Annotated in this window: 18 protein-coding genes; 7 read left to right on the forward strand and 11 right to left on the reverse strand. The window is 71.7% G+C overall.

All coding sequences use genetic code 11. The features are described 5' to 3' along the window. Positions 1 to 369: 369 nt before the first annotated feature. The 4 genes from ACH4TV_RS14125 to ACH4TV_RS14140 form a co-directional block, all read right to left on the reverse strand. Positions 370 to 2,136 carry an ABC transporter ATP-binding protein gene (locus ACH4TV_RS14125; protein WP_398397660.1) on the reverse strand — a complete coding sequence of 589 codons (1,767 nt, stop codon included), beginning with the start codon at positions 2,134 to 2,136 and terminating at the stop codon, positions 370 to 372. 156 nt (positions 2,137 to 2,292) lie between these two features. Then, positions 2,293 to 3,177, reverse strand: a complete 885-nt coding sequence (locus ACH4TV_RS14130) for an aminoglycoside phosphotransferase family protein (protein WP_398397662.1) — start codon at positions 3,175 to 3,177, stop codon at positions 2,293 to 2,295. A gap of 153 nt (positions 3,178 to 3,330) precedes the next feature. Continuing rightward, a complete protein-coding gene (locus tag ACH4TV_RS14135; RefSeq protein ID WP_398397664.1) occupies positions 3,331 to 3,966 on the reverse strand; it encodes a DUF3105 domain-containing protein in 636 nt (211 codons plus the stop codon). A 111-nt stretch (positions 3,967 to 4,077) separates the two neighbouring features. Then, positions 4,078 to 4,467 (reverse strand): hypothetical protein, encoded by a 390-nt coding sequence (locus ACH4TV_RS14140; RefSeq protein WP_398397666.1) that lies wholly within the window; start codon positions 4,465 to 4,467, stop codon positions 4,078 to 4,080. Between the two features lie 226 nt (positions 4,468 to 4,693). Here ACH4TV_RS14140 and ACH4TV_RS14145 point away from each other — a divergent pair, with 226 nt between their 5' ends. The 5 genes from ACH4TV_RS14145 to ACH4TV_RS14165 all read left to right on the forward strand — a co-directional run bounded on the left by ACH4TV_RS14145 (position 4,694) and on the right by ACH4TV_RS14165 (position 9,755). Next, positions 4,694 to 5,494, forward strand: coding sequence for a VOC family protein (locus ACH4TV_RS14145; RefSeq protein WP_398397668.1), 801 nt, complete (start codon positions 4,694 to 4,696; stop codon positions 5,492 to 5,494). Positions 5,495 to 5,536: 42 nt separating this feature from the next. Beyond that, positions 5,537 to 6,220, forward strand: coding sequence for a ribonuclease H (locus ACH4TV_RS14150; RefSeq protein ID WP_398397670.1), 684 nt, complete (start codon positions 5,537 to 5,539; stop codon positions 6,218 to 6,220). A gap of 100 nt (positions 6,221 to 6,320) precedes the next feature. Beyond that, positions 6,321 to 7,577, forward strand: coding sequence for an FAD-dependent monooxygenase (locus ACH4TV_RS14155; RefSeq protein WP_398397672.1), 1,257 nt, complete (start codon positions 6,321 to 6,323; stop codon positions 7,575 to 7,577). 106 nt (positions 7,578 to 7,683) lie between these two features. Next, positions 7,684 to 9,156 carry an MFS transporter gene (locus tag ACH4TV_RS14160; RefSeq protein WP_398397674.1) on the forward strand — a complete coding sequence of 491 codons (1,473 nt, stop codon included), beginning with the start codon at positions 7,684 to 7,686 and terminating at the stop codon, positions 9,154 to 9,156. After that, positions 9,153 to 9,755 carry a TetR family transcriptional regulator gene (locus tag ACH4TV_RS14165; RefSeq protein ID WP_398397676.1) on the forward strand — a complete coding sequence of 201 codons (603 nt, stop codon included), beginning with the start codon at positions 9,153 to 9,155 and terminating at the stop codon, positions 9,753 to 9,755. Before ACH4TV_RS14160 ends, ACH4TV_RS14165 begins: the two co-directional genes overlap by 4 nt. A 7-nt stretch (positions 9,756 to 9,762) precedes the next feature. Here the strand turns inward: ACH4TV_RS14165 and ACH4TV_RS14170 are convergent, their stop codons facing one another. Beyond that, positions 9,763 to 11,508 carry a cholesterol oxidase substrate-binding domain-containing protein gene (locus tag ACH4TV_RS14170; RefSeq protein ID WP_398397677.1) on the reverse strand — a complete coding sequence of 582 codons (1,746 nt, stop codon included), beginning with the start codon at positions 11,506 to 11,508 and terminating at the stop codon, positions 9,763 to 9,765. 144 nt (positions 11,509 to 11,652) lie between these two features. Here ACH4TV_RS14170 and ACH4TV_RS14175 point away from each other — a divergent pair, with 144 nt between their 5' ends. Further along, complete coding sequence (locus ACH4TV_RS14175) at positions 11,653 to 12,636, forward strand: aldo/keto reductase (RefSeq protein ID WP_398397679.1); 984 nt, start codon at positions 11,653 to 11,655, stop codon at positions 12,634 to 12,636. Positions 12,637 to 12,660: 24 nt separating this feature from the next. Here the strand turns inward: ACH4TV_RS14175 and ACH4TV_RS14180 are convergent, their stop codons facing one another. Continuing rightward, a complete protein-coding gene (locus ACH4TV_RS14180) occupies positions 12,661 to 13,008 on the reverse strand; it encodes a hypothetical protein (RefSeq protein ID WP_398397681.1) in 348 nt (115 codons plus the stop codon). Positions 13,009 to 13,152: 144 nt separating this feature from the next. Between ACH4TV_RS14180 and ACH4TV_RS14185 the strand changes: the two genes are divergently transcribed. After that, a complete protein-coding gene (locus tag ACH4TV_RS14185; protein WP_398397683.1) occupies positions 13,153 to 13,650 on the forward strand; it encodes a DUF6328 family protein in 498 nt (165 codons plus the stop codon). Positions 13,651 to 13,684: 34 nt separating this feature from the next. Here ACH4TV_RS14185 and ACH4TV_RS14190 read toward each other — a convergent pair whose 3' ends face one another. The 5 genes from ACH4TV_RS14190 to ACH4TV_RS14210 all read right to left on the reverse strand — a co-directional run bounded on the left by ACH4TV_RS14190 (position 13,685) and on the right by ACH4TV_RS14210 (position 19,880). Continuing rightward, on the reverse strand, positions 13,685 to 14,668 hold the full coding sequence (locus ACH4TV_RS14190; protein WP_398397791.1) for a hypothetical protein: 984 nt from the start codon (positions 14,666 to 14,668) through the stop codon (positions 13,685 to 13,687). A gap of 361 nt (positions 14,669 to 15,029) precedes the next feature. Continuing rightward, a complete protein-coding gene (locus ACH4TV_RS14195; RefSeq protein ID WP_398397793.1) occupies positions 15,030 to 16,712 on the reverse strand; it encodes a serine/threonine-protein kinase in 1,683 nt (560 codons plus the stop codon). A 217-nt stretch (positions 16,713 to 16,929) separates the two neighbouring features. After that, a complete protein-coding gene (locus ACH4TV_RS14200; protein ID WP_398397685.1) occupies positions 16,930 to 17,982 on the reverse strand; it encodes a polyprenyl synthetase family protein in 1,053 nt (350 codons plus the stop codon). Next, positions 17,979 to 19,025 (reverse strand): tetratricopeptide repeat protein, encoded by a 1,047-nt coding sequence (locus tag ACH4TV_RS14205; RefSeq protein ID WP_398397687.1) that lies wholly within the window; start codon positions 19,023 to 19,025, stop codon positions 17,979 to 17,981. Before ACH4TV_RS14205 ends, ACH4TV_RS14200 begins: the two co-directional genes overlap by 4 nt. A gap of 174 nt (positions 19,026 to 19,199) precedes the next feature. Continuing rightward, positions 19,200 to 19,880, reverse strand: a complete 681-nt coding sequence (locus ACH4TV_RS14210) for an AIM24 family protein (protein ID WP_398397689.1) — start codon at positions 19,878 to 19,880, stop codon at positions 19,200 to 19,202. Between the last annotated feature and the right edge of the window lie 47 nt (positions 19,881 to 19,927).

The following is a 19,927-nucleotide window of genomic DNA, read 5'->3' on the forward strand; positions in this document are numbered from 1 at the left end:
GCTGCAGGGCGGCGACCCCGCATGGCGGTGACCCCGCATGGCGGGCCCCGCTCAGGGCGGGCCCTGCACGGTGGGCTCCGCACGGTGGAGGCCCCGGACGGTCGCGGGCTGCAGGGCGGCAGCCCCGCATGGCGGTGACCCCGCATGGCGGACCCCGCTCAGGGCGGGCTCCGCACGATGGCGGGCCCCGCACGGCGGTGGCCCCGCACGGCGGTGACCCCGCATGGCGGACCCCGCTCAGGGCGGGCCCTGCACGGCGGGCTCCGCACGATGGAGGGCCCCGCACGGTCGCGGGCTGCACGGCGGCAGCACCGCACGGCGGCGGGCCCGCCCTGAGGCGGGCACGCCCCCGCTCCCGGACCCGGCGGCTCAGGCCGGCTGGCCGCTGTGCAGTGCCGTGTAGGCGCCGCCGCGCCGCAGCAGCTCCTCGTGCGGGCCGATCTCCCGGACGGCGCCGTCCTCCATCACCACGATGCGGTCGGCGCCCCGGATCGTCGACAGCCGGTGCGCGACGACGAACGTCGTACGCCCGCGCAGCAGCCGCGCCAGCGCCTCCTGCACCAGCGCCTCGGACCGGGTGTCCAGCGCGGAGGTCGCCTCGTCGAGGATCAGCACCCGGGGGTCGCGGATCAGCGCCCGCGCGATGGCGAGCCGCTGCCGCTGGCCCCCGGACAGCCGGGCGCCGTGCTCGCCGACGAGGGTGTCGAGGCCGTGCGGCAGCCGGTCGACGAACTCCAGCGCGTTGGCGTCACGCAACGCGTCCCGCACCGCCGTCTCGTCGGCGTCCTCCATGCCGTACGCCACGTTCTCCCGGACCGTCCCGTCGAACAGGATCGACTCCTGGGGCACCACCGACACGAACCGCCGGTACGTGCGCAGGTCGAGGGTGTTCATATCGGTCCCGTCGAGCAGCAGCCGCCCCGACGTCGGCCGGATGAACCCGATCACGAGGTTCACCACGGTCGACTTCCCGGCCCCCGAGGCGCCGACCAGCGCGATGGTCTCGCCGGGAGACACGGTGAGAGCGAAGTCCCGTACGGCGGGCCGCCCGCTGTCCTCGTAGGCGAAGCCGACGCCGTCGAAGGTCACCGCGCCACGCAGACCGTTCACGGCGACCTTGCCCGCGTTGTCCTCCAGCTCGGGCGCCTCCAGCACCTCGCCCACCGAGCGCACGGACTCCAGCCCCTTGGTGATGACCGGTGCGAGCCCGGCGAGAGTCGTCGTGGAGTTGGTGAGGGTGGTCAGGAACGCGCTCAGCATGACCACCTCACCCGGGGTGACTCCCCAGACGCCGTAGTACGAGACGAGTGCCGCGCCGGTCAGGAACAGTACGCCGACCGCGTTGAGGAACACCCAGGCCAGCGAGGCGAACCGGCCGTTGAGCAGGTCGAGGCGGAGCCCGGAGGTGAGCACCTGGCGCAGGGTGCGGTCCATCCGGCCCAGCGCCTTGCCCTCCAGCCCGTGCGCCCGCGTGACGGAGATCAGCCGGGTCATCTCGCTCACCCGCGAGGACAGCTGCTCGACCTCGTGCCGGAAGTTCTCGTTCTGGGCCCGCAGCCGCGTCCGCATCCGGACGATCAGCACGGCGGCGACCGGCACCACCAGCAGGAACACGGGCAGGAACTCAGGTGTGCGGATCCCGATGATGACCAGCCCGCCCGCGAGCACGGTGAGCGCGCCGAGCCCGGAGTCCGAGCTCTGCTGCATCATCTGCTCGACGGTCTCCACGTCCCGCACCACCTTGGCCTGGAGCACGGACGCGCTGACCCGCGCGTGGTAGCCGATGGACAGCTGCTGCATCCGCGTGCACAGCGCGGACCGCAGATCGGTCCCCATCCGGCGCACGCTGCCGTACAGCAACCGCACGTACAGCAGGTGCAGCGGTGGATTGACGACCAGGATCAGCATGATGACCCCGGAACTGAGCCAGAGCCCGCCGATCGGCCGGTGCTCGACGACGGTGTCGATGATGTCCGCGGTGATCAGCGGCAGCAGCCACACCGGGCTGTGTTTGACGATGAAGATGAGCAGCGCTCCGCCGAGCCGCCACCGGTCGGCGCGGAACAGATAGATGAGGGTGCGTATCGGGTGCTCGCCCCGGTACCGATGATCGAGTGGCTGCTCGGACGACGCCATGAACGGGGGTCCTCCTTGGGAACCGGGCAAATGGGCAAGCGCTTTCTCCCCGCCGTGCTCCTGCCTACACCCGGTCTCCCGAAGATCCTCGTCCGCGAGACACCGAGAAGTTTCGAGAACGCCTCGCGGGGCCCTGCGCGCGGCCTTGCCGGCCACTCACTCGGCCAGGACCTCCCTGATCACATGCCGGGAGTTCTCCGCGAGCACCGGATTCGTGTCCCAGTAGTACGGCAGCTGGATCAGCGAGATCGACAGCGCCCAGCCGCGCCCGCGCGCCCACTCGGCGTCGTCGGCGCCCACGGCCTCGCGGAAGGTGTCGCGGACGCCGGCGGGCAGCAGGTTCCAGGCCACGATCAGATCGACGGCCGGGTCGCCTACCCCCGTACAGCCGAAGTCGATGACGGCACTCAGCCGGCCCTCGCTGACCAGCATGTTGCCCGGTGACAGGTCCGCGTGCGCCCAGACCGGCGGACCCGTGTGCTCAGGAGCCCGCAGGGCCTCCTCCCACAGGGCCGTCACCGCCTCCGTGTCCACCGCTCCCGTCAGCTGGGCGAGAGCCGCACGAGTGGGCGTGTCCCGGGCCGACAAGGGGACGGCCCGATAGTGGGACGGCCCGTCCTCGGCATCGACACGACGCAGGGCACGGATGAAGTCGGCGAGTTCCTTGGCCAGGGTCTCCGGGGCGTCGAGGGCGCCCGCCGCCGGATTGCGCCCGTCCAGCCAGCCGTACACGGACCACGGCCACGGGAAGCCTTCACCGGCCGTACCCCGCCCGAGCGGCTCGGGCACGGCGACCGGCAGCCGCGGTCCCAGCAGGGACAGCCAGCGCTGCTCGTGCTCGATGCTGCCCACGGCGCCGGGATGCCTCGGCAGCCGGACCACCAGGTCGCAGCCGAGCCGGAACATGGCGTTCTCGGTCCCGGCGGACTCCAGTCGTTCCACAGGCAGGTCGGCCCACTCGGGAAACTGGCGGGAGATCAGGCGCTGGACCAGCGAGGCGTCGATCTCCGCCTCGTCCGGATGCATCTTCAGGGCACACATGGGGCCATCTCAGCCGCCGACGGGTCCGCAGTCCAGCGAATTTGGCGCTACGGCACATGCCAGGGCGGCCGTTGAGCCGACCGCTACCGCTCCGGGAGGCGCCGGCGCGGGGCCGTCCGGTACGGCCGCCCCGCGGTCGGCACAGGCCCTACCTCACGGCGTCATCCCCTGGGTGCACGCGGCACCGGGCTCCGGGGTCTGCTCGCCCTGGACGTACTTGTCGAGGAACTTCGTGATCCTCGGGTCCGACGCCTTGTCCACCTTGAGCTGGTGCTCCCAGGCGCTCAGCACGATCGGCGACGTCTGGTCCTCGTACGGACTCATGAAGGTGTACGACGTGTTGGTCACGCGCTCGGACAGCGTCTCGACGTCCGCCTTGGCGGCCTTGTCGTTGTACGTGATCCAGACGGCGCCGTGTTCGAGGGCGTGCACGGCGTTCTCGTTGGGGACCGTCTTGGTGTAGACCTGCCGGTCGCAGTTCACCCACACCTGGTTGTGGTCGCCGCCGACGGGCGGGCTCATCTTGTAGGTGACGGCCTTGTCGACGTGGTTCTGGGTGAGCTTGGACCAGCTCTGCTCGCCCGATATGGGCGCTGCCTTCGCCTCTTCCTTCTCCTGGGCGGAGTCGACCAGGAACCAGCCGCCGCCGGCCAGGCCGACGAGGATGACGGCGGTCGCGCCGAGCGTGAGCAGCCGCATACGGCGCTCACGGGCCTGCTCGGTCTTGCGCAGCTCTTCCATGTGGGCGCGGCGGGCCGCGGTCTTCGCCTTGGCGTTGGATGTACCCATGGGATGTCCTTCTCCGGGCCGTACCGCATACGGGGACGGCGCTTCAGCTGGGGTGGCGGTCGTGGTCGGGGCCTGGCGGATCGGGCCGGGGAACGCGGGCCCGGTCCCGGCCTAGACCTGGAGCAGCTGGAGCTCGTGGAGGTCGGGAGGGCGGGCGCTGCCCGGGATCCGCGACGGGCCGAGCGGCAGCCGGGCGGGGGCGGTGCCCGGCTGGTCCAGCGCGGCGGCCCGGTCCGCGCCGACGAAGGGCGCGTGGCTGAGGACGCCGTGGTGGCCGGGGGTGTGACAGCCGTGGTGCGGACCCTCCTGGCAGGGGTCCCGGTCGGCGGCGTGCACGATGTGCGACGACACCGACGGCGACGGCCCGGCGTCCGACGAGGGCAGGGCGCCGGCGCAGGAGAACGCGAACGTCGCGAAAACGAGGACCAGGACACCCAGCAGATGCGGGAGGCCGCCGCGGGCATGCCACGTCGTGAGGCGACGCACCCGTGCAGCGGACATCGGGACACCTGGAGGTAGGGGAGGGGCCATAGAGACAGGCGCCGATGAAATTATCAGACCGCAGGGGTGTGTTACTGCCGCGCCCTACCGCTCCGGCCACTCCGGGAACGCACCGGACGACGAGGACAGATCGTTGACCAGCCCGGGCCGCTCGGCGCGCGTCCGGGACGAAGCCTGACTAGCGTGAGAATCCGGACCACCCGACGAAACCGGAGAGGCCGCGATCATGGCCGTGCAACCTGAGGGAACCCCCTGTTGGGCCGACGCGATGTTCAGCGACGTCGAGGGAGCCAAGACCTTCTACGGCGAAGTGCTGGGCTGGACGTTCGGCGAGTCGTCGACGGAGTACGGCAACTACACGCAGGCGTACGCCGACGGCAAGGCGGTCGCCGCCGTCGTCCCGCCGATGCCCGGGCAGGAAGGGCAGTCGGCCTGGTGCCTGTATCTCGCCTCGCCGGACGCCGCCGCCACCGCCACCAGGATCCGTGACAACGGCGGCGAGTTGCTGATGGAGCCGATGCAGGTGGGCGAGTTCGGCACCATGTGCCTCGCCCGCGACCCCGGCGGCGTCGTCTTCGGCGTCTGGCAGGCAGGCACCCACGAGGGCTTCGAGGCGGGACCGGAACAGGCCGGCGCCTACTGCTGGGCCGAGGTCTTCACGCGTGAGCCCGAAAAGACGGACACCTTCCTCCCCGCCGTCTTCGGGTACTCGGCGAAGCAGATGCAGGACCACGCCATGGACTTCCGCATGTTCAACCTGGGCGAGGACACCGTCCTCGGCCGGATGCGGATGACGGACGACTTCCCGCCCGAGGTGCCGCCGTACATCAACATCTTCTTCAACGTCGGCAGCTGCGACGACGCCGTCGCCACGGCCACCAAGCTCGGCGGTGTGCTGCGCTTCGGGCCCATGGACAGCCCGTTCGGCCGGTTCGCCGCGCTGAGCGACCCGCAGGGCGCCAACTTCTCCGTCATCGACGTCACGACGACGTCCGGCGAGATGCCCACGTCGACCGACGTGGACTGACGGAGGCAGCCGACGCGGGCGGGAGCCCCGCCCGCACATGGCATGATCGAGTGCATGCGTGAACGTGTGGTGGCCGCGTGCGACGGGGCTTCGAAGGGAAATCCGGGACCGGCGGGCTGGGCCTGGGTGGTGGCCGACGGCTCGGAGACCCCCACCCGGTGGGAGGCCGGCCCGCTCGGCAGAGCCACCAACAACGTCGCCGAACTCACCGCGCTGGAACGCCTGTTGACGGCCGTCGCGCCGGACGTGCCGCTGGAGATCCGGATGGACTCCCAGTACGCGATGAAGGCCGTCACCACCTGGCTGCCCGGCTGGAAGCGCAAGGGCTGGAAGACGTCCGCGGGCAAGCCGGTCGCCAACCAGGAACTCGTCGTCCGTATCGACGAACTCCTCGACGGCCGCTCGGTCGAGTTCCGCTACGTGCCCGCCCACCAGGTCGACGGCGACAAGCTCAACGACTTCGCCGACCGCGCCGCCAGCCAGGCCGCGATCGTCCAGCAGCCCGCCGGCAGCGACCTCGGCTCCCCGCAGCCCCCGGCCTCACCCGACACCCCACGCCCCGCCGCGAAGAAGGCGTCCCGGGCAGGGGGCGGCACCTCCAACCGCACCCTCAAGGCCAAGTTCGCCGGCCGCTGCCTGTGCGGACGCGCCTACGCGGCCGGCGAGACCATCGCCAAGAACCCCCAGGGCTGGGGCCACCCGGAGTGCCGTACCGCCGAAGCCTGAGACCGCGACGTCAACGGCCTTCACCCAGTGAAGGCCGTTTGGCGACCCCACATCCTGCTACCCTCCGACGCTAACTGACCACCTTCTGTAATCGCTAGGGGTGTGCGTGAAGGTCGCCTGTGTCGGAGGCGGGCCCGCCGGCCTGTATCTCTCGATCCTGATGAAGCGGCAGGACCCGTCCCACGACATCACCGTGTACGAGCGCGATCCTGCGGGCTCGACCTACGGCTGGGGCGTCACCTACTGGCGCGAACTGCTCGACAAGCTCCACGAGCACGACCCCGAGTCCGCGCGGGCCATCGGCGACGCCTCGGTGACCTGGAACCACGGGGTCGCCCACGTGGGCGACAGTTCCACCAGACACCCGGGAGACGAGGGCTTCGGCATCGGCCGCCACAAGCTCCTCGACATCCTCGCCGACCGGGCCCGGCAACTGGGCGTACGGCTGGAGTTCGAGCACGGGATCACCAGCGCCGACGCGCTGCCCGACGCCGACCTCGTCGTGGCCGCCGACGGCGTCAACAGCGCGCTGCGCGAACAGCACACCGAACACTTCGGCGCCGGCATCAGGGCCGGGCGCAACCAGTACGTCTGGCTCGGCACCACCAAGGTCTTCACCGCCTTCACCTTCGGTTTCGTCGAGACCGACCACGGCTGGATCTGGTGCTACGGCTACGGCTACAGCCAGGAACACAGCACCTGTGTCGTCGAGTGCGCCCCCGAGACCTGGAGCGGGCTCGGCCTCGACCGGGCGAGCGAGGCCGACGGCCTGGCCCTCCTGGAGAAACTCTTCGCCGACCTGCTGGACGGCCACCCCCTGATCGGCCGCTCGTCCACCGACGGTGCCGCCCAGTGGCTCAACTTCCGCACCCTCACCAACCGCACCTGGCACCACGGCAACCTCGTCCTGCTCGGCGACGCCGCCCACACCACGCACTACTCCATCGGCGCCGGCACCACCCTCGCCCTGGAGGACGCCATGGCCCTGGCCGACGCCCTGCGCGAGCATTCCGATCTCGCACAACTCCCGCAGGCCCTCGCCGCCTACGAGGAGCAGCGAAAGTCCGAACTGCTCTCCATTCAGAGCGCGGCCCGCTACAGCGCCCAGTGGTACGAGAACCTGCCGCGCTACATCCGGCTGCCCCCGGCCCGGATGTTCGCCCTGCTCGGCCAGCGCCACTCGCCCCTGCTGCCCTATGTGCCGCCCCAGTTGTACTACGGCATCGACCGGGTGGCGGGGCGGCTCGAAGTACTGCGCCGGTTCAAGCGGTGGCTGGGGCCGAAGCTCGCGCGGACCGCGCAGACACGGGTGCTGGCCTCCCGTACCCGGGAAGGGGCCGAGGTCTCCGGCAAGTAGCCGGGTGACAGCGGCTGTTATTGGGTGAATGGCGATTCACCGCTAGGGTGAATCGCCATTCACCCACCTTTTTTGTCGCGCCGAGCAGCCAGCCGCTGGAGTGCCGATGGACCAGCCCGTCCCGATACCCGCCCCGCGGCCCCTGCGTGCCCGGATGACCGTTCCGGTGCTGGCGTTCGCCGGGATGCTCATGGCGATCATGCAGACCGTGGTCATTCCGCTGCTCCCCGACCTGCCCCGGCTGACCGGCGCCTCACCCGGCGCGGTCTCCTGGATGGTGACCGCCACCCTGCTGGCGGGCGCCGTTCTCACCCCGGTCCTCGGCCGCGCCGGCGACATGTACGGCAAGCGGCGGGTCCTGGTCGCGGCCCTCGGGCTGATGGTCGTCGGCTCGGTCATGTGCGCCCTGTCCTCCGACATCCGCGTGCTCATCACGGCCCGTGCGCTCCAGGGCGCCGCGTCCGCCGTCATCCCCCTGTCGATCAGCATCCTGCGCGACGAACTGCCGCCGGAGCGCACGGGCGGCGCGGTCGCGCTGATGAGCGCCACCGTCGGTATCGGCGCCGCCCTGGGGCTGCCGCTCGCCGCGCTGATCGTCCAGTACGCGGACTGGCACGTCATGTTCTGGGCGACCGCCGGTCTCGGTGCCGTCGGCGTGACGGCGGTCGCGTGGGCGGTGCGTGAGTCGCCCGTACGGGAGCCGGGGCGCTTCGACGTCGTGGGCGCGCTGGGGCTCGCCGTCGGGCTGGTGTGTCTGCTGCTCGGGGTCGTCGAGGGCGGGGAATGGGGGTGGGGCAGCGCGCGCATCGTGGGGCTGTTCCTCGGCGCCGTCGGGGTACTGGGATTGTGGTCCTGGCAGCAGTTGAGCTCCCGACAGCCCCTGGTGGACCTGCGGTTGGCGGTGCGTCCCCGCGTCGGGCTGTCCCATGTCGCCGCCCTGCTGACCGGGTTCGCCTTCTACGCCAACTCCCTGGTGACGGCGCAGTTGGTGCAGGCGCCCGAGGCCACCGGGTACGGGCTCGGGCTGTCCATCGTCGAGACCGGCCTCGTCCTGCTGCCCGGAGGCATCGTCATGCTGGTGTTCTCGCCGATCTCGGCCCGCGTCTCGGCGGCGCGCGGGCCGCGGGTCACGCTGGCCATCGGCACCGCGGGCATCGCGCTCGGCTATGTGGTGCGCATCGCGGACAGCCGCGACCTGTGGATGATCATCGTGGGTGCCGCGGTCGTCGGCATGGGCACCACGTTCGCCTACTCGGCGCTGCCCATGCTGATCCTGCGGGCCGTACCGCCCGGCCAGACCGCCTCCGCCAACGGCGTCAACGTCCTGATGCGCACGATCGGCCAGGCCCTGTGCAGCGCCGCCGTCGCCGCCGTCCTCGTACGCCACACCAGCCTGGTCGGCGGGGCCCCGGTGCCCACCCTGCACGGCTATCTGCTGGCCTTCGGGATGGCGGGCGTCGTCGCCCTGCTGGCCTGCACGGCAGCCCTGACCATCCCCGGCGACCCCGTCACCGGCGGCACCCGGCGAGCCCGTGGCCGTACCCGGGGCGCGCCGGACGGGGCGTTGGAGGGAGCATGAGTGCCGTGCGCACGCCACCCACGACCACCACCGGACCGACCCCGGCCACGGGCCCGCGCAGGGACGCGGAGCAGACGAAGGCCGCCATCCTGCTCGCCGCCCGACATCTGCTGGCGCGCCACGCCCAGGCGGACCTCACGCTGAAGGCGGTCGCCGAACGGGCCGGTGTCAGCCCGCCGTTGATCCTGAAGTACTTCGGCAACAAGGACGCCCTCTTCGCCCGCGTCATGTCCTTCGAAGAGGACGCCGACGCCCTGCTGGCCGCGCCCCTGGACGGCCTGGGCCGCCACATGGTCCGGCATCTCCTGACCGGCCAGACCGAGCGGGGCGCCGACCCCGTCCTGCGGATCGTCTTCGCCCCCTTCCAGGGCGACCGGGGCGACGTCATGCGCGCCAACTTCCGCACCCAGGTGAGCGAGCGCCTCGCCGGCCGGCTCCCCGGTGCCGACCCGGGCCTGCGCGCCGAGTTGGCCGTCGCCACCCTGCTGGGCCTGGGCGTCATGTACGGCATCGCCCGCGGAACGCACCTGCGCGAGGCGACGATCGACGACATCGTCGACCGGTACGCGCCCAACGTGCAGGCCCTGCTGACTCCTTGACGGGGCGTCAGCGGAGCAGGCGGTCGAGGAACGTGTTCCCGAACACGCGGTGCGGGTCGAGCCGGTCCAGGGTCCCGACGGCCTGCTGCCACACGGCGTCCCCGAAGGAGGCCGGTACCGCCGTCCCGATGACCTCCTCGTCGGCCCAGCCGGCTTCGTCCGTGTACCCCCAGCCCTTGGACCACTCGACCCTGGTCAGCGCGTGCCCGCCGTCGTACGTACCGAGCAGGAACTGTTCGAGCTCCCGGAAGAAGGCCTCCGCGTACGGCGTCCCGGGCAGCGTCAGCACGTCCAGCCAGACGGCGGCGTCCCACTCGGGGTGCCCGTCGACCGGCCGCAGCGCGGACAGCAGCGGAGCGTGGGCACCGTCCGAGTCGGAGTCGCCCGGGCGGTCGAGGCCGGTGACACGGATCTCGACCGTGCCGTTGACCGGGAAGCGGCCCAGGGTGGCGTACGCGGCGAGGCGTTCCCGGTAGAACTCGGTGAACTCGGCGACGACGCGCTGCACCTGGTCCCGGCCGGTCAGTACCGCGTAGCCGTTCGCGGTGACCCGGAGGGTGGTGGGCTTCACGTACAGCAGCGTGTTCTTCGACGGCCCCCAGATGTCCGCGGACAGCGTCGCCACGAGCCCGAGCGCGGCGGCGTCCAGCTGGGCGTTGCCGAGCACCGGCGCGAGATACCAGGCCCCGTCGGACAGGATCCGCCCGGCGAGGTCGGCCACCAGGGTCGGGACGTTGTCGGAGAAGGGGTAGTTGTACGGCGACGACACGCGCCGCGAGGTCAGCGGTCTGGTGGGCGCGACGCTCCACACCTTCAGCCACGGGAACTCGGTGAAGGCGAACCAGATCGCCTCGACCCGCCCGGCCTCGTCCAGATAGCTCGCGAAGGTACGCCCGCCGGAACCGCTGCCGGGCGCCGCGAACAGCTCGGCCGCCGGAATGTCCGTACGGCTGACGCAGCGCAGGTTCGTGTTCGCCCCCACCCGCAGCACGACCTCGGTGACCAGGGAACGGCCGAGGTGGGTGAGGAGCGCCGCGCAGTCCGCCTCGTCGCGCTCGAACGTCCGCAGGACATAGGCGCCGGAGTCCTCGTCCCACACGACCGCCGTCAACGACAGCACGAGGTTGCTGAGCGAGCCGTACGTGTGGCCGGGCAGCCGGGTCTCGCCGTCGGCCGGTACGGCCGTGCCGTGGGCGTCGACGGCCAGTGCGCCGCCCAGCGTGAGGTCTCCGGGCGCGGGCGCGGCGGTGACCCCGAGTCCGCGCTGCTCAAGGTAGGTGAGCAGTGCCTCCAGGGTGACCCCGGTGCCGGCGCGCACGGCGGCCGGGCCGGCGGACTCCAGGGCCAGGCCGGTGAGATGAGGAGCGGTGTCGACGATCAGCACGGGCGCGCCGGACTCCGTACCGTCGGTGATCGTCAGCGGCGACCAGCCGTGTGCGGAGCCCCGGGCGCGGACCGTCCAGCCGTGCAGCCAGGCCCAGTTGACGACGGCGACCACCTGACCGGAATCAGCCGGCGCGCACGCCCACAGTCCGTCGGCGGTGATCTCGCCGACCCAGTTGCGGTATCCGGAGCGGTAGGGGGTGACGTCCGCCGGGAAGTCCGGGAGTTCCGCCGCGGCGACGGCCGGGTCCGCCGCGATCGCCACGAGGGTGAGGGCGGCCGCGCCGAGGAGGAAACCCCGGCGCGTCCATGCGGTGCCGTCGTCCTCGGGAGTGTCGGAGCCGTCGGATCGCGTCAGGTGATCAGTCACCCGGTCACGCTAGAGGGTGACTGGTCCCGAACAGTCGCCTATTCATCAATTCACTCGTGAGGGTGAAGTGGAGGTCTGCGGGTTTGGCGGGGTCCGGACCGGCCCCGACTGCCCCGACCTGCGGACGGATGACAGACTGACGCCATGGACGAGCGTGTAATCGGTAGGTCGGGTCAGCGGATGTCGGTCATCGGCCTCGGAACGTGGCAGTTGGGCGCCGACTGGGGCGACGTGGACGACAAGGACGCCCTCGCGGTGCTGGACGCGGCGGTCGAGTCGGGAGTGACCTTCTTCGACACCGCCGACGTGTACGGCGACGGGCGCAGCGAACAGACCATCGCCACCTTCCTGCGCGGCAGGCCCGAGCTGGATGTGCTGGTCGCGACCAAGATGGGCCGCCGGCTCGACCAGATCCCGGAGAACTACGTTCTGGACAACTTCCGCGCCTGGAACGACCGTTCGCGGCGCAACCTCGGCGTCGACCGCATCGAGCTGGTGCAGCTGCACTGCCCGCCGACCCCGGTCTACTCCTCCGACGAGGTCTTCGACGCCCTGGACACCCTGGTCGACGAGGGGCGCATCGCGCGGTACGGCGTCAGCGTGGAGACCTGCGAGGAGGCGCTCACTGCGATCGCCCGCCCGAACGTGACCAGCGTGCAGATCATCCTCAACGCGTTCCGCATGAAGCCCCTCGCCGAGGTGCTCCCGGCCGCAGAGAAGGCGGGCGTCGGCATCATCGCCCGGGTCCCGCTCGCCTCGGGCCTGCTGTCCGGCAAGTACACCAAGGACACGGTGTTCCCCGCGAACGACCACCGCACCTACAACCGCCACGGCGAGTCCTTCGACCAGGGCGAGACCTTCTCCGGCGTCGACTACGCGACCGGCGTCGAGGCGGCGGCCGAGTTCTCCGCGCTGGCCTCGGAGGGATACACCCCGGCCCAGCTGGCCCTGCGCTGGATCGTCCAGCAGCCGGGTGTGACGACGGTCATCCCGGGCGCCCGCTCGGCCGAGCAGGCCCTCGCCAACGCGGCGACCGCCGCCCTGCCGCCGCTGCCGCAGGAGACGCTCACCGCGATCCAGGACCTCTACGACCGCCGGATCAAGGACCAGGTGGAGAACCGCTGGTAGCGGGCACCGGCGTACATACGCACGTCACGGCTCCAGGAGCAGCTGCCGTTCCTGTTCCTGGTCGCCGGAGACACTGCCCCGGTCGTGGGCGGTGAACGTACCGGTCAGGGTGTCGCCCGCGCAGCGCACAGCCGCGGGCGTGCCCTGCACGGTGACCATCACGGGCGCCGACAGCGGCTCCCTCCTCGGATGACCTGGCGCGTGTGTCTCCGCGCCGACGGTGAACTCGGCCGTGTGCACCGTGGAGCGCCCGTCCTCGTCCCCCGGGAACTCGTCCGCAGGACCGAACGCCGACTCCAGGGCCCGCACGACCGTCTGCGCGTCGGCGGCGCTGCCGCCGCTGAGCGTGAGGGTGAGCTGCGTACCGGACATGACAGGACCTCCTCCACCGTGGTGATCCACCGGGTAGCCGTTCCGCCGACTGCTCAAACCTGTCCGGTCCCGGCCTGATCGGTTCCGCCAGGACGGGGAACCCGGAAGCGGACAGGATGTGAGGACGACTGGCCGGGAGGAATCATGGCGGACACGGACGGTGAGGTCGGCGGGCGCGAACGAGGACGCTCGGAGACCGAGGAGGAGCGGGCCGACCGTATGTGGGGCGAGCTCATCCAGGAGGTGCGGGTGGCCCAGACGGGCGTGCAGATCCTGTTCGGCTTCCTGCTGACCGTCGTCTTCACCCCGCGGTATCCGCAGCTGGACGACACGGAGCAGACGATCTACATCGTCACTGTCGTGCTGGGCGCCGCCGCGACCGGTGCCCTGATCGGCCCGGTCTCCCTGCACCGGATCGTCTCCGGCCGGCGGGTGAAACCCCAGGCCGTGCGCTGGGCCTCCCGGCTCACGTTCGCGGGCCTGGTGCTGCTGCTGGCCACGATGACCGCCGCACTGCTGCTGATCCTCCGAGTGGCCACCCACGACGGCTACGTGCCCTGGCTGGTCGGGGGGATCGTCCTCTGGTACCTGGCCTGCTGGTTCGGGGTGCCGCTGTGGACGCGGCACCGTCACACGGACTGAGGAGCGCCCCGGCTGCGGGGCGCTCCTCAGAGCGCTACGCGGGTGAGGTGCGCGACCCACGCAGCGCCGAGATGCACGAGGCGATGGCCTCCTGGAGCTCCTCCAGCTGCTGGACCATGTCGTCCTCGGCGAACTCCTGGACGTCGTCGAAGGTCAGCTCCTCGAACGCCTTCGTCGCCTTCGTCAGGCTGCTGTAGAACTTGGTCCGCCGTTCCTGCACGCGCAGTTCGGGGTCGGCCTCGACCGCCTCGACGACGAGGTTCTTGAGGGTGTCGTAGGCCTCGCTGGCCCACTCGCCGGTGTCCTCGTCGTCGTCGAGCTCGTCGAGGAGGGACAGGTGCCGCTCGGCCTCCTGGCGCAGGTCGACGGGCGCGTCGATGGTCTGCCCGGCCGGTGTCTTGACCTGGCCGGACTCGGCGATCTGGCGGACGTATCCGACGCGGTCGGCCGACCGGGACTCGGTCGCGACGGCCTTCTTCAGGTCGTCGGTCCGGACGATGTCACGCGCCAGCTCGGCCTGGAGATCCGGGTCTTCCTTGATCCGGTCGAGCAGCGCGTGCCGGGCGGCCCGGGCCGTCGAGGGGTCGGCCATGATCGCGGCCCGCAGCGCGGTGGGGTTCTCCGCGACCTCCAGCGCCTTGGTCGGCCGGATGCCCTCGGCCTCGGCGGCCTCCGTGATGGCGGTGCCGCGTTCCGAGCCGGCGCTCGAGCGGGAGCTGTAGTACGTGAGCCACAGGTCGGCGCCGGGAAGCTCGACCTCCTCGCCGGGGGCCAGCGCCTCGAAGTGCGGGACGACACCGTCGTCGGCGGCCTTGTCCCATGCCTTGTAGTAGCGCATGACCCGCTCGGGCGAGCAGTCGGCGAGCCCGGCGAACTCCTTCGCGGAGACCTTCGGCGTCTCACCGGCCGACTGCCCGCCGGGCCGCACGCTGCGCGCCACCTTCAGTCCGAAGGCCCAGCCCCCGGTCCGCGCGTAGGCCCCGAACTCCTGCGCGTCGCGCGCCACGAGCGGGGACACGTCGAGGGAGGCGTCGAGGGAGTCGGCGGCGGGCTCGCCAGGCTCGGAGGACGGCTCGGACCACTCTGACCCGTCGAACTCCTCGGAGATCTCCGGCACTTCGGACACCTCGGTCGTCTCCTCTGTCTCGGAGGACTCAGGGGTCCCAGACGTTTCGGACGGGGCGATCGCTACGGTCACAGGTGACTCTCCCGGGCGTGGCTGGACGGACTGCGAAGGTGCAGACAGGCAGCCTATATGCGCGCTTTGACGCTGCTTTGACAGACCGGGCCCGGCCTGGCGCGCGGCCTGGTGCCCGACCGGTCACCGAGGCTGCACGCCCAGTGGTGGACACGTGTACCCGCGCACAGTTGTACGAGGCTCATTCTCTGAAGGTCCGCAGGAAGGTGGCCAGCGCCTGCTGGTTGGCGTTGTCGTTCCAGTCGGCGGCGGGCGTCGTCCAGCGCAAGGAGTAGCCCGTGTTCTCGCCGGTGAGGAAACCCCGGCCGAGCGTACGGATCCGGGTGCCCTCGAAGTCGGACAGCCACTCCATGTCGGCCGCGCTCAGGCCACGGTAGGTCGTCGCCCGGATCTCACCGATCCGCTGGAAGCCGATGCCCGCCTGGACCAGACCGGGCTCGACGTCGTACCTCCACACGGCGACGGGGTCCGCGCGGAGACGCTCGCTGTAGGTGACGGTCAGCGTGCGCGGGTCGTTGCCGGCGCCGAACACGATGCGATAGGCGACGTTGCCCGGGGAGACGTCCTCACCCAGCCGCTCCCAGCCCTGGGGGAGGGCGACGGAGAACCCTTCGGGGGCGTTGTAGACCCGGAACCCGGCGGGCAGCGCGTCGGCGTCGGTGCCGGGGCCCGAAGGGGTCGGCGTGGGCGTGGGTGTGGGGGCAGCGGACGGTGGCGCCGAGGGTGCCGGTGACGCCGGTACCGAGGGGGAGGCGCTCGGCCCGGGAGTCTGGCCGGGGATGACGGAACCCCCGCCGGCGGAGGGGGCGGGCGGGAGTGGCGCGGGGGCCGACGGTGCGGTGTCCGCGCCGGAGGCCGAGGCGTCGAGGCCGGGCAGGCTGTCCGTCGTGGCGAGGACGGCGACGGTGACCGTGACGGCCACCAGTGCCGTACCGGCGATGGCGAGCTTGCCGGTGGCGCGTCTGTTCCAGGACCGGCCGGCGCGCCGGGCGGCGACGGCGCAGGCGCCGCGCAGCCCGGTGGCGGGCATCGGGCCTTGCGAGGCGTCGGGGTCCTCCCTGATGACGCGGACCAGGGCGTCCCGCACCACCGGAGAGGTCAGCCGCTCCCGGGCGTTCTTGCGCAGCAGGCCCGTGATGGCCTGGGCGAGGGGACCGGCGCGCACCGGACTGCGCAGCGGCAGCCGGTCGACCGCCCGGAGTGTGGCGTCGGGCCGCCCCCGGTCACGGAACGGCGGCCGTCCCTCGGCCATCGCGTAGAGGAGCGCGCCGAGCGCCCACAGGTCGTCCGACGGCTCGGCGCGTGCCCCGTGGGCCTGTTCCGGTGAGGCGTACGAGGGCGCGCCGACCCGGGACAAGGACGTGGCTCCCGCCAGACCGAAGCCGGTCACCACGACCGGGCCCTGGTCCGGCACGAACACCTGGCCGGGGCTGAGTTCGGCGTGCACGATGCCCTCGCGGTGCGCGGCATCGAGCACGTCGAGTACTTCGAGGGCGATGTGTGCCGCCCGCACGTAGTTGAACGTGCCCTGCCGTTCGAGGAGTTCGCCCAGGGGTGTGCCGTCGATCCACTCGGTGACCGTCCACAGCGTGCCGAACTCCTCGACGACGTCGATCACGGAGGCCACCTGGCCGGGCCGGACCAGTCCGAGGATCTCGGACGCGCGCAGCACACGGGCGATGGTCCGGCGCGCGGTCTGCTCCCGGGGATCGGGCGGGAGCTGTATCTGGGTGAGAACGACCGGGCGCTCTGATGACGTGTCCTCGCCGTACCAGGAGACCCGGTTCGTTTCGCGATGGACGACATCGAGGAGTCGGTACCTACCGGCCACCAACTCGTGTGTGGAGACGTGCGCCTTGACCATGGCCATCCCTCGCTGAACCCCTGGCTCTCACCTTTCCCAGTGGTACGACGGGTGTGACCGGGTGTGTTCAATTATTCCGCAACTCAACGGCCTGATTCTCCTTTTATTCATCTGCGCCGAGCGGGTGTGCGAAGAATTGGGTGAATTCACTGGACCTGAGGTGTCGGCCTGTACACGATCTCCGCACGTGATCTCCTCCACAGTGCCGCCGTCCGTCTCACAGATCGCGGCGTACCAGGAAGCCCAGCAGCGCCCGCAGCTCGCCGCCCCCCGGCCCCGCCAACGGCACGGCGTCCAGGCCGCGTTCGACCGCAGCGAGATGCCGACGGGCCTCCGCGAGGGCCGCCGTACGGCCGCCCGCCTCCTCGACGAGCGCGGCCGCCCGTCGCGTAGACGCCTCGTCCGGCGCCCCGGCGGACTCCAGCAGTGCGGCGAGCCGCCGGGCGGCCGGGACCGGCGCGTCGAGCGCGGCCAGCACCGGGTACGTCTTCTTGCGCTCACGCAGATCGCCGTGGACGGGCTTGCCCGTGACGGCCGGGTCGCCCCAGATGCCCAGGACGTCGTCGACCATCTGGAAGGCGGTCCCGGCATGCCGGCCCACGCGTTCCAGCGCGGCCACCGTCGCAGGCGGCGCGCCGCCGAGCGCGGCGCCCAGTGAGAGCGCGCAGCCGAGCAGCGCTCCCGTCTTGCGTTCGGCCATCGTCCGGTACTCCTCGGGCCGTACCCGCTCGGGCCCGGTCCACGGGCGGGTGGCGAACAGCAGGTCGTCGGCCTGCCCGGACACCACGTCCGCCAGCGCCGCCGACAGCAGCCGCACCCCCGCCGGGCCGCCCGGCGCCTGGACGAGCGTCTCCACGGCCAGCGCGAACAGCGCGTCGCCCGCGAGCACGGCCGGACCGGTGCCGTAGACCTTCCACACGGTGGCGCGGCGCCGCCGCGTCGGGTCGCCGTCCATGATGTCGTCGTGCAGCAGCGAGAAGGTGTGCACCAGCTCCACCGCGACCGCCGCCGCGACCCCGGACCGCCCGGGCGCCCCGGCCGCCTCCGCACCGAGCACGGCCAACGCCTGCCGCACGCCCTTCCCGCCGGACGCGACGACGGGCGCGCCGCCCACCTCGCACCAGCCGAAGGAGTACGCGGCCATCTCCCCCAGCCAGGGATGCAGCCGCCCGACGGCCTCGGTGAGCGCGGGACGCACCACATCCCGGCAGCGGTCGAGTAGTTGAGGCACGGATGGCGCTGTCGGTGCTGCGGAGGTCGGCGGTGTCACCGTACGGCCTCCGTGTCGGCGTCGAGGCCGAGTTCGGTCTGCGCCCGCGCCACCATCGCGCGGGCGTGCCGCAGGCCGATGCGCTCCAGTTCGCGGGCCAGGTCGGCCAGTTCGGCGGCGGTCTCGGCGCGATCGTGGCCCAGCCGGGCGAGGGACTTGGCCAGGCCGAGGCGGGACAGCGCCTCGCCGCGGGGCTCGCTCATGGCGCGGAACTCCGCGAGGGCCTGCGTGTACAGGCCGCGGGCCTCGGCGTAACGCCCGGCGCGGTAAAGGACGTTGCCGCGCATCTTGTGGTTGTAGGCCAGCGCGCTCGACAGATTCATCGCCGTGCAGCTCTCCTCCGCCTCCGAGAGGAGAGTCAGGGCGCGTTCCGTGTCCCCGTCGCGCACGGACACGATGTCGGCGAGCCCGCGCAACGCCCACGCGTGGCCCCGGCGGTCGTCGGCCCGCGCGGCTATGTCCGCCGCCTCCTCGAACATGGCGTACGCGGTGTCGTACGAGCCGGTGTTGCGGTGCATCTGCGCGATGCCCTCCAGCGCCCACACCGTGTGCCGCGCCTCACCGCGCCTGCGCGCCTCGGCGAGCAGCTGCTCGTGCAGTCGGCCGACCGCCTCGTAGTCGCCCTGGATACGACCGGTCTCGGCCAGCCCCGCGAGCGAGTAGCCGCGGACCACGATGTCGCCGCCGCGCTCGCCGAGTTCGGCCGCGAGCCCCAGCAACCGCCGGGCCAGTGCGAACGCCCCGCGCTGGCGGGCCAGCGTGCCGCCGCTCCACAGCGCCCACGCCATCGCCGCCGTGTCCCCGGCCGCCCGGGCCGCGCGGTAACTCGCCTTCCAGGCCCGGTCGGCGTCGCCCACCTGCCCCAGCCGCCGGTGCGCCTCCGCGACGGCGAGTCCGGAGCGGGCGGCCTCGGCGCGCCGTCCGGTCCGCTCGGCGGCCGCCAACTGCTCGGTGCCCGCGGCGAGTACGTCGACCAGGGAGGAGTTCACGGAGAGGGCCGTGAGAGCGCCCTGGTACTCCGGGGCGAATGCCTTGCCGTACATATGACCCTTTCGGTATACGCTCGGCGTATACACAGTGTGTATAGCACGCCGAAAGTTCGCCCCGGCCCATCAGGCCGGGGCGGCACTGTGTTGTCGTCGATCAAGACGACGGTGATGGCGGCGAGGTTGCCTGTGCGACGTGGATCACGTCCCGGGGCGCCGGTTTCGGCGACGTCAGTGCTGCTGGGCCTTCTGCGGAGTCGCCTCGCTGGGCCGCACGACGACGAACCCCTCTCCCTGCAGCATCAGTTGGACGGCCTCGCCGGAGCCGCCGCGGATCATCGAGCCGATGGACTGCGAACGGTGGAGCGAGGTCTGGAGGCCGGCGCTCCAGCCGACGACCGCGTCCGTGTCGACGTACACCGGATACTGCGGCGACACCGGGATCACCAGCGGATTGCCCTCGCACACCAGCCCCAGCCGCCCCTGCCCGGTGAACACGCTGTTGAACAGGCCCCCGCCGCTGATCCCGGCCCCCTTCACGGTCTTGATCTCGTACGTCAGCGACGCGTCGAAGCACAGCACGTTGCGGCCGTTGACGGTGAAGACGTCACCCGGGTCGATCTCGACGATGAAGCAGTTCTGCGCCTCGTGCGCGAACCAGGCCTCGCCCTGCCCACGCACCGCCATCAGGGGCAGTCCCTCACCCGTGACCGCACGTTTCAGCATGCCGCCGACGCCGCCCTGGCCCTTGCGTTCGAACTGGAGACTGCCCCGGTAGGCGATCATCGCCCCCTGCCGGGCGAACATCTCGCCGTTGACCGTGTACCGGATGGACTTGGAGTTCTCGATGGTCATGCCCGGCGCTGTGGCCGGCTGGACCATGTACTCGCTGGAAAACAGGTCACCCTTCATGCGGGCATCGTGTCCCGGAGGTCGCCGTTCCGCCAGGAGTACGCGCG

Origin of the sequence: Streptomyces sp. NPDC020898 (assembly GCF_044333925.1) — a bacterium.
Classification (GTDB): Bacteria; Actinomycetota; Actinomycetes; order Streptomycetales; family Streptomycetaceae; genus Streptomyces.

Coding starts and splice junctions, on each gene's coding strand:
- ACH4TV_RS14125 (WP_398397660.1), bottom strand. CDS start 2,136: ATGGCGTCGTCCGAGCAGCCACTCGATCATCGGTACCGGGGCGAGCAC.
- ACH4TV_RS14130 (WP_398397662.1), bottom strand. CDS start 3,177: ATGTGTGCCCTGAAGATGCATCCGGACGAGGCGGAGATCGACGCCTCG.
- ACH4TV_RS14135 (WP_398397664.1), bottom strand. CDS start 3,966: ATGGGTACATCCAACGCCAAGGCGAAGACCGCGGCCCGCCGCGCCCAC.
- ACH4TV_RS14140 (WP_398397666.1), bottom strand. CDS start 4,467: ATGTCCGCTGCACGGGTGCGTCGCCTCACGACGTGGCATGCCCGCGGC.
- ACH4TV_RS14145 (WP_398397668.1), top strand. CDS start 4,694: ATGGCCGTGCAACCTGAGGGAACCCCCTGTTGGGCCGACGCGATGTTC.
- ACH4TV_RS14150 (WP_398397670.1), top strand. CDS start 5,537: ATGATCGAGTGCATGCGTGAACGTGTGGTGGCCGCGTGCGACGGGGCT.
- ACH4TV_RS14160 (WP_398397674.1), top strand. CDS start 7,684: ATGGACCAGCCCGTCCCGATACCCGCCCCGCGGCCCCTGCGTGCCCGG.
- ACH4TV_RS14165 (WP_398397676.1), top strand. CDS start 9,153: ATGAGTGCCGTGCGCACGCCACCCACGACCACCACCGGACCGACCCCG.
- ACH4TV_RS14175 (WP_398397679.1), top strand. CDS start 11,653: ATGGACGAGCGTGTAATCGGTAGGTCGGGTCAGCGGATGTCGGTCATC.
- ACH4TV_RS14180 (WP_398397681.1), bottom strand. CDS start 13,008: ATGTCCGGTACGCAGCTCACCCTCACGCTCAGCGGCGGCAGCGCCGCC.
- ACH4TV_RS14185 (WP_398397683.1), top strand. CDS start 13,153: ATGGCGGACACGGACGGTGAGGTCGGCGGGCGCGAACGAGGACGCTCG.
- ACH4TV_RS14195 (WP_398397793.1), bottom strand. CDS start 16,712: ATGGTCAAGGCGCACGTCTCCACACACGAGTTGGTGGCCGGTAGGTAC.
- ACH4TV_RS14205 (WP_398397687.1), bottom strand. CDS start 19,025: ATGTACGGCAAGGCATTCGCCCCGGAGTACCAGGGCGCTCTCACGGCC.
- ACH4TV_RS14210 (WP_398397689.1), bottom strand. CDS start 19,880: ATGAAGGGTGACCTGTTTTCCAGCGAGTACATGGTCCAGCCGGCCACA.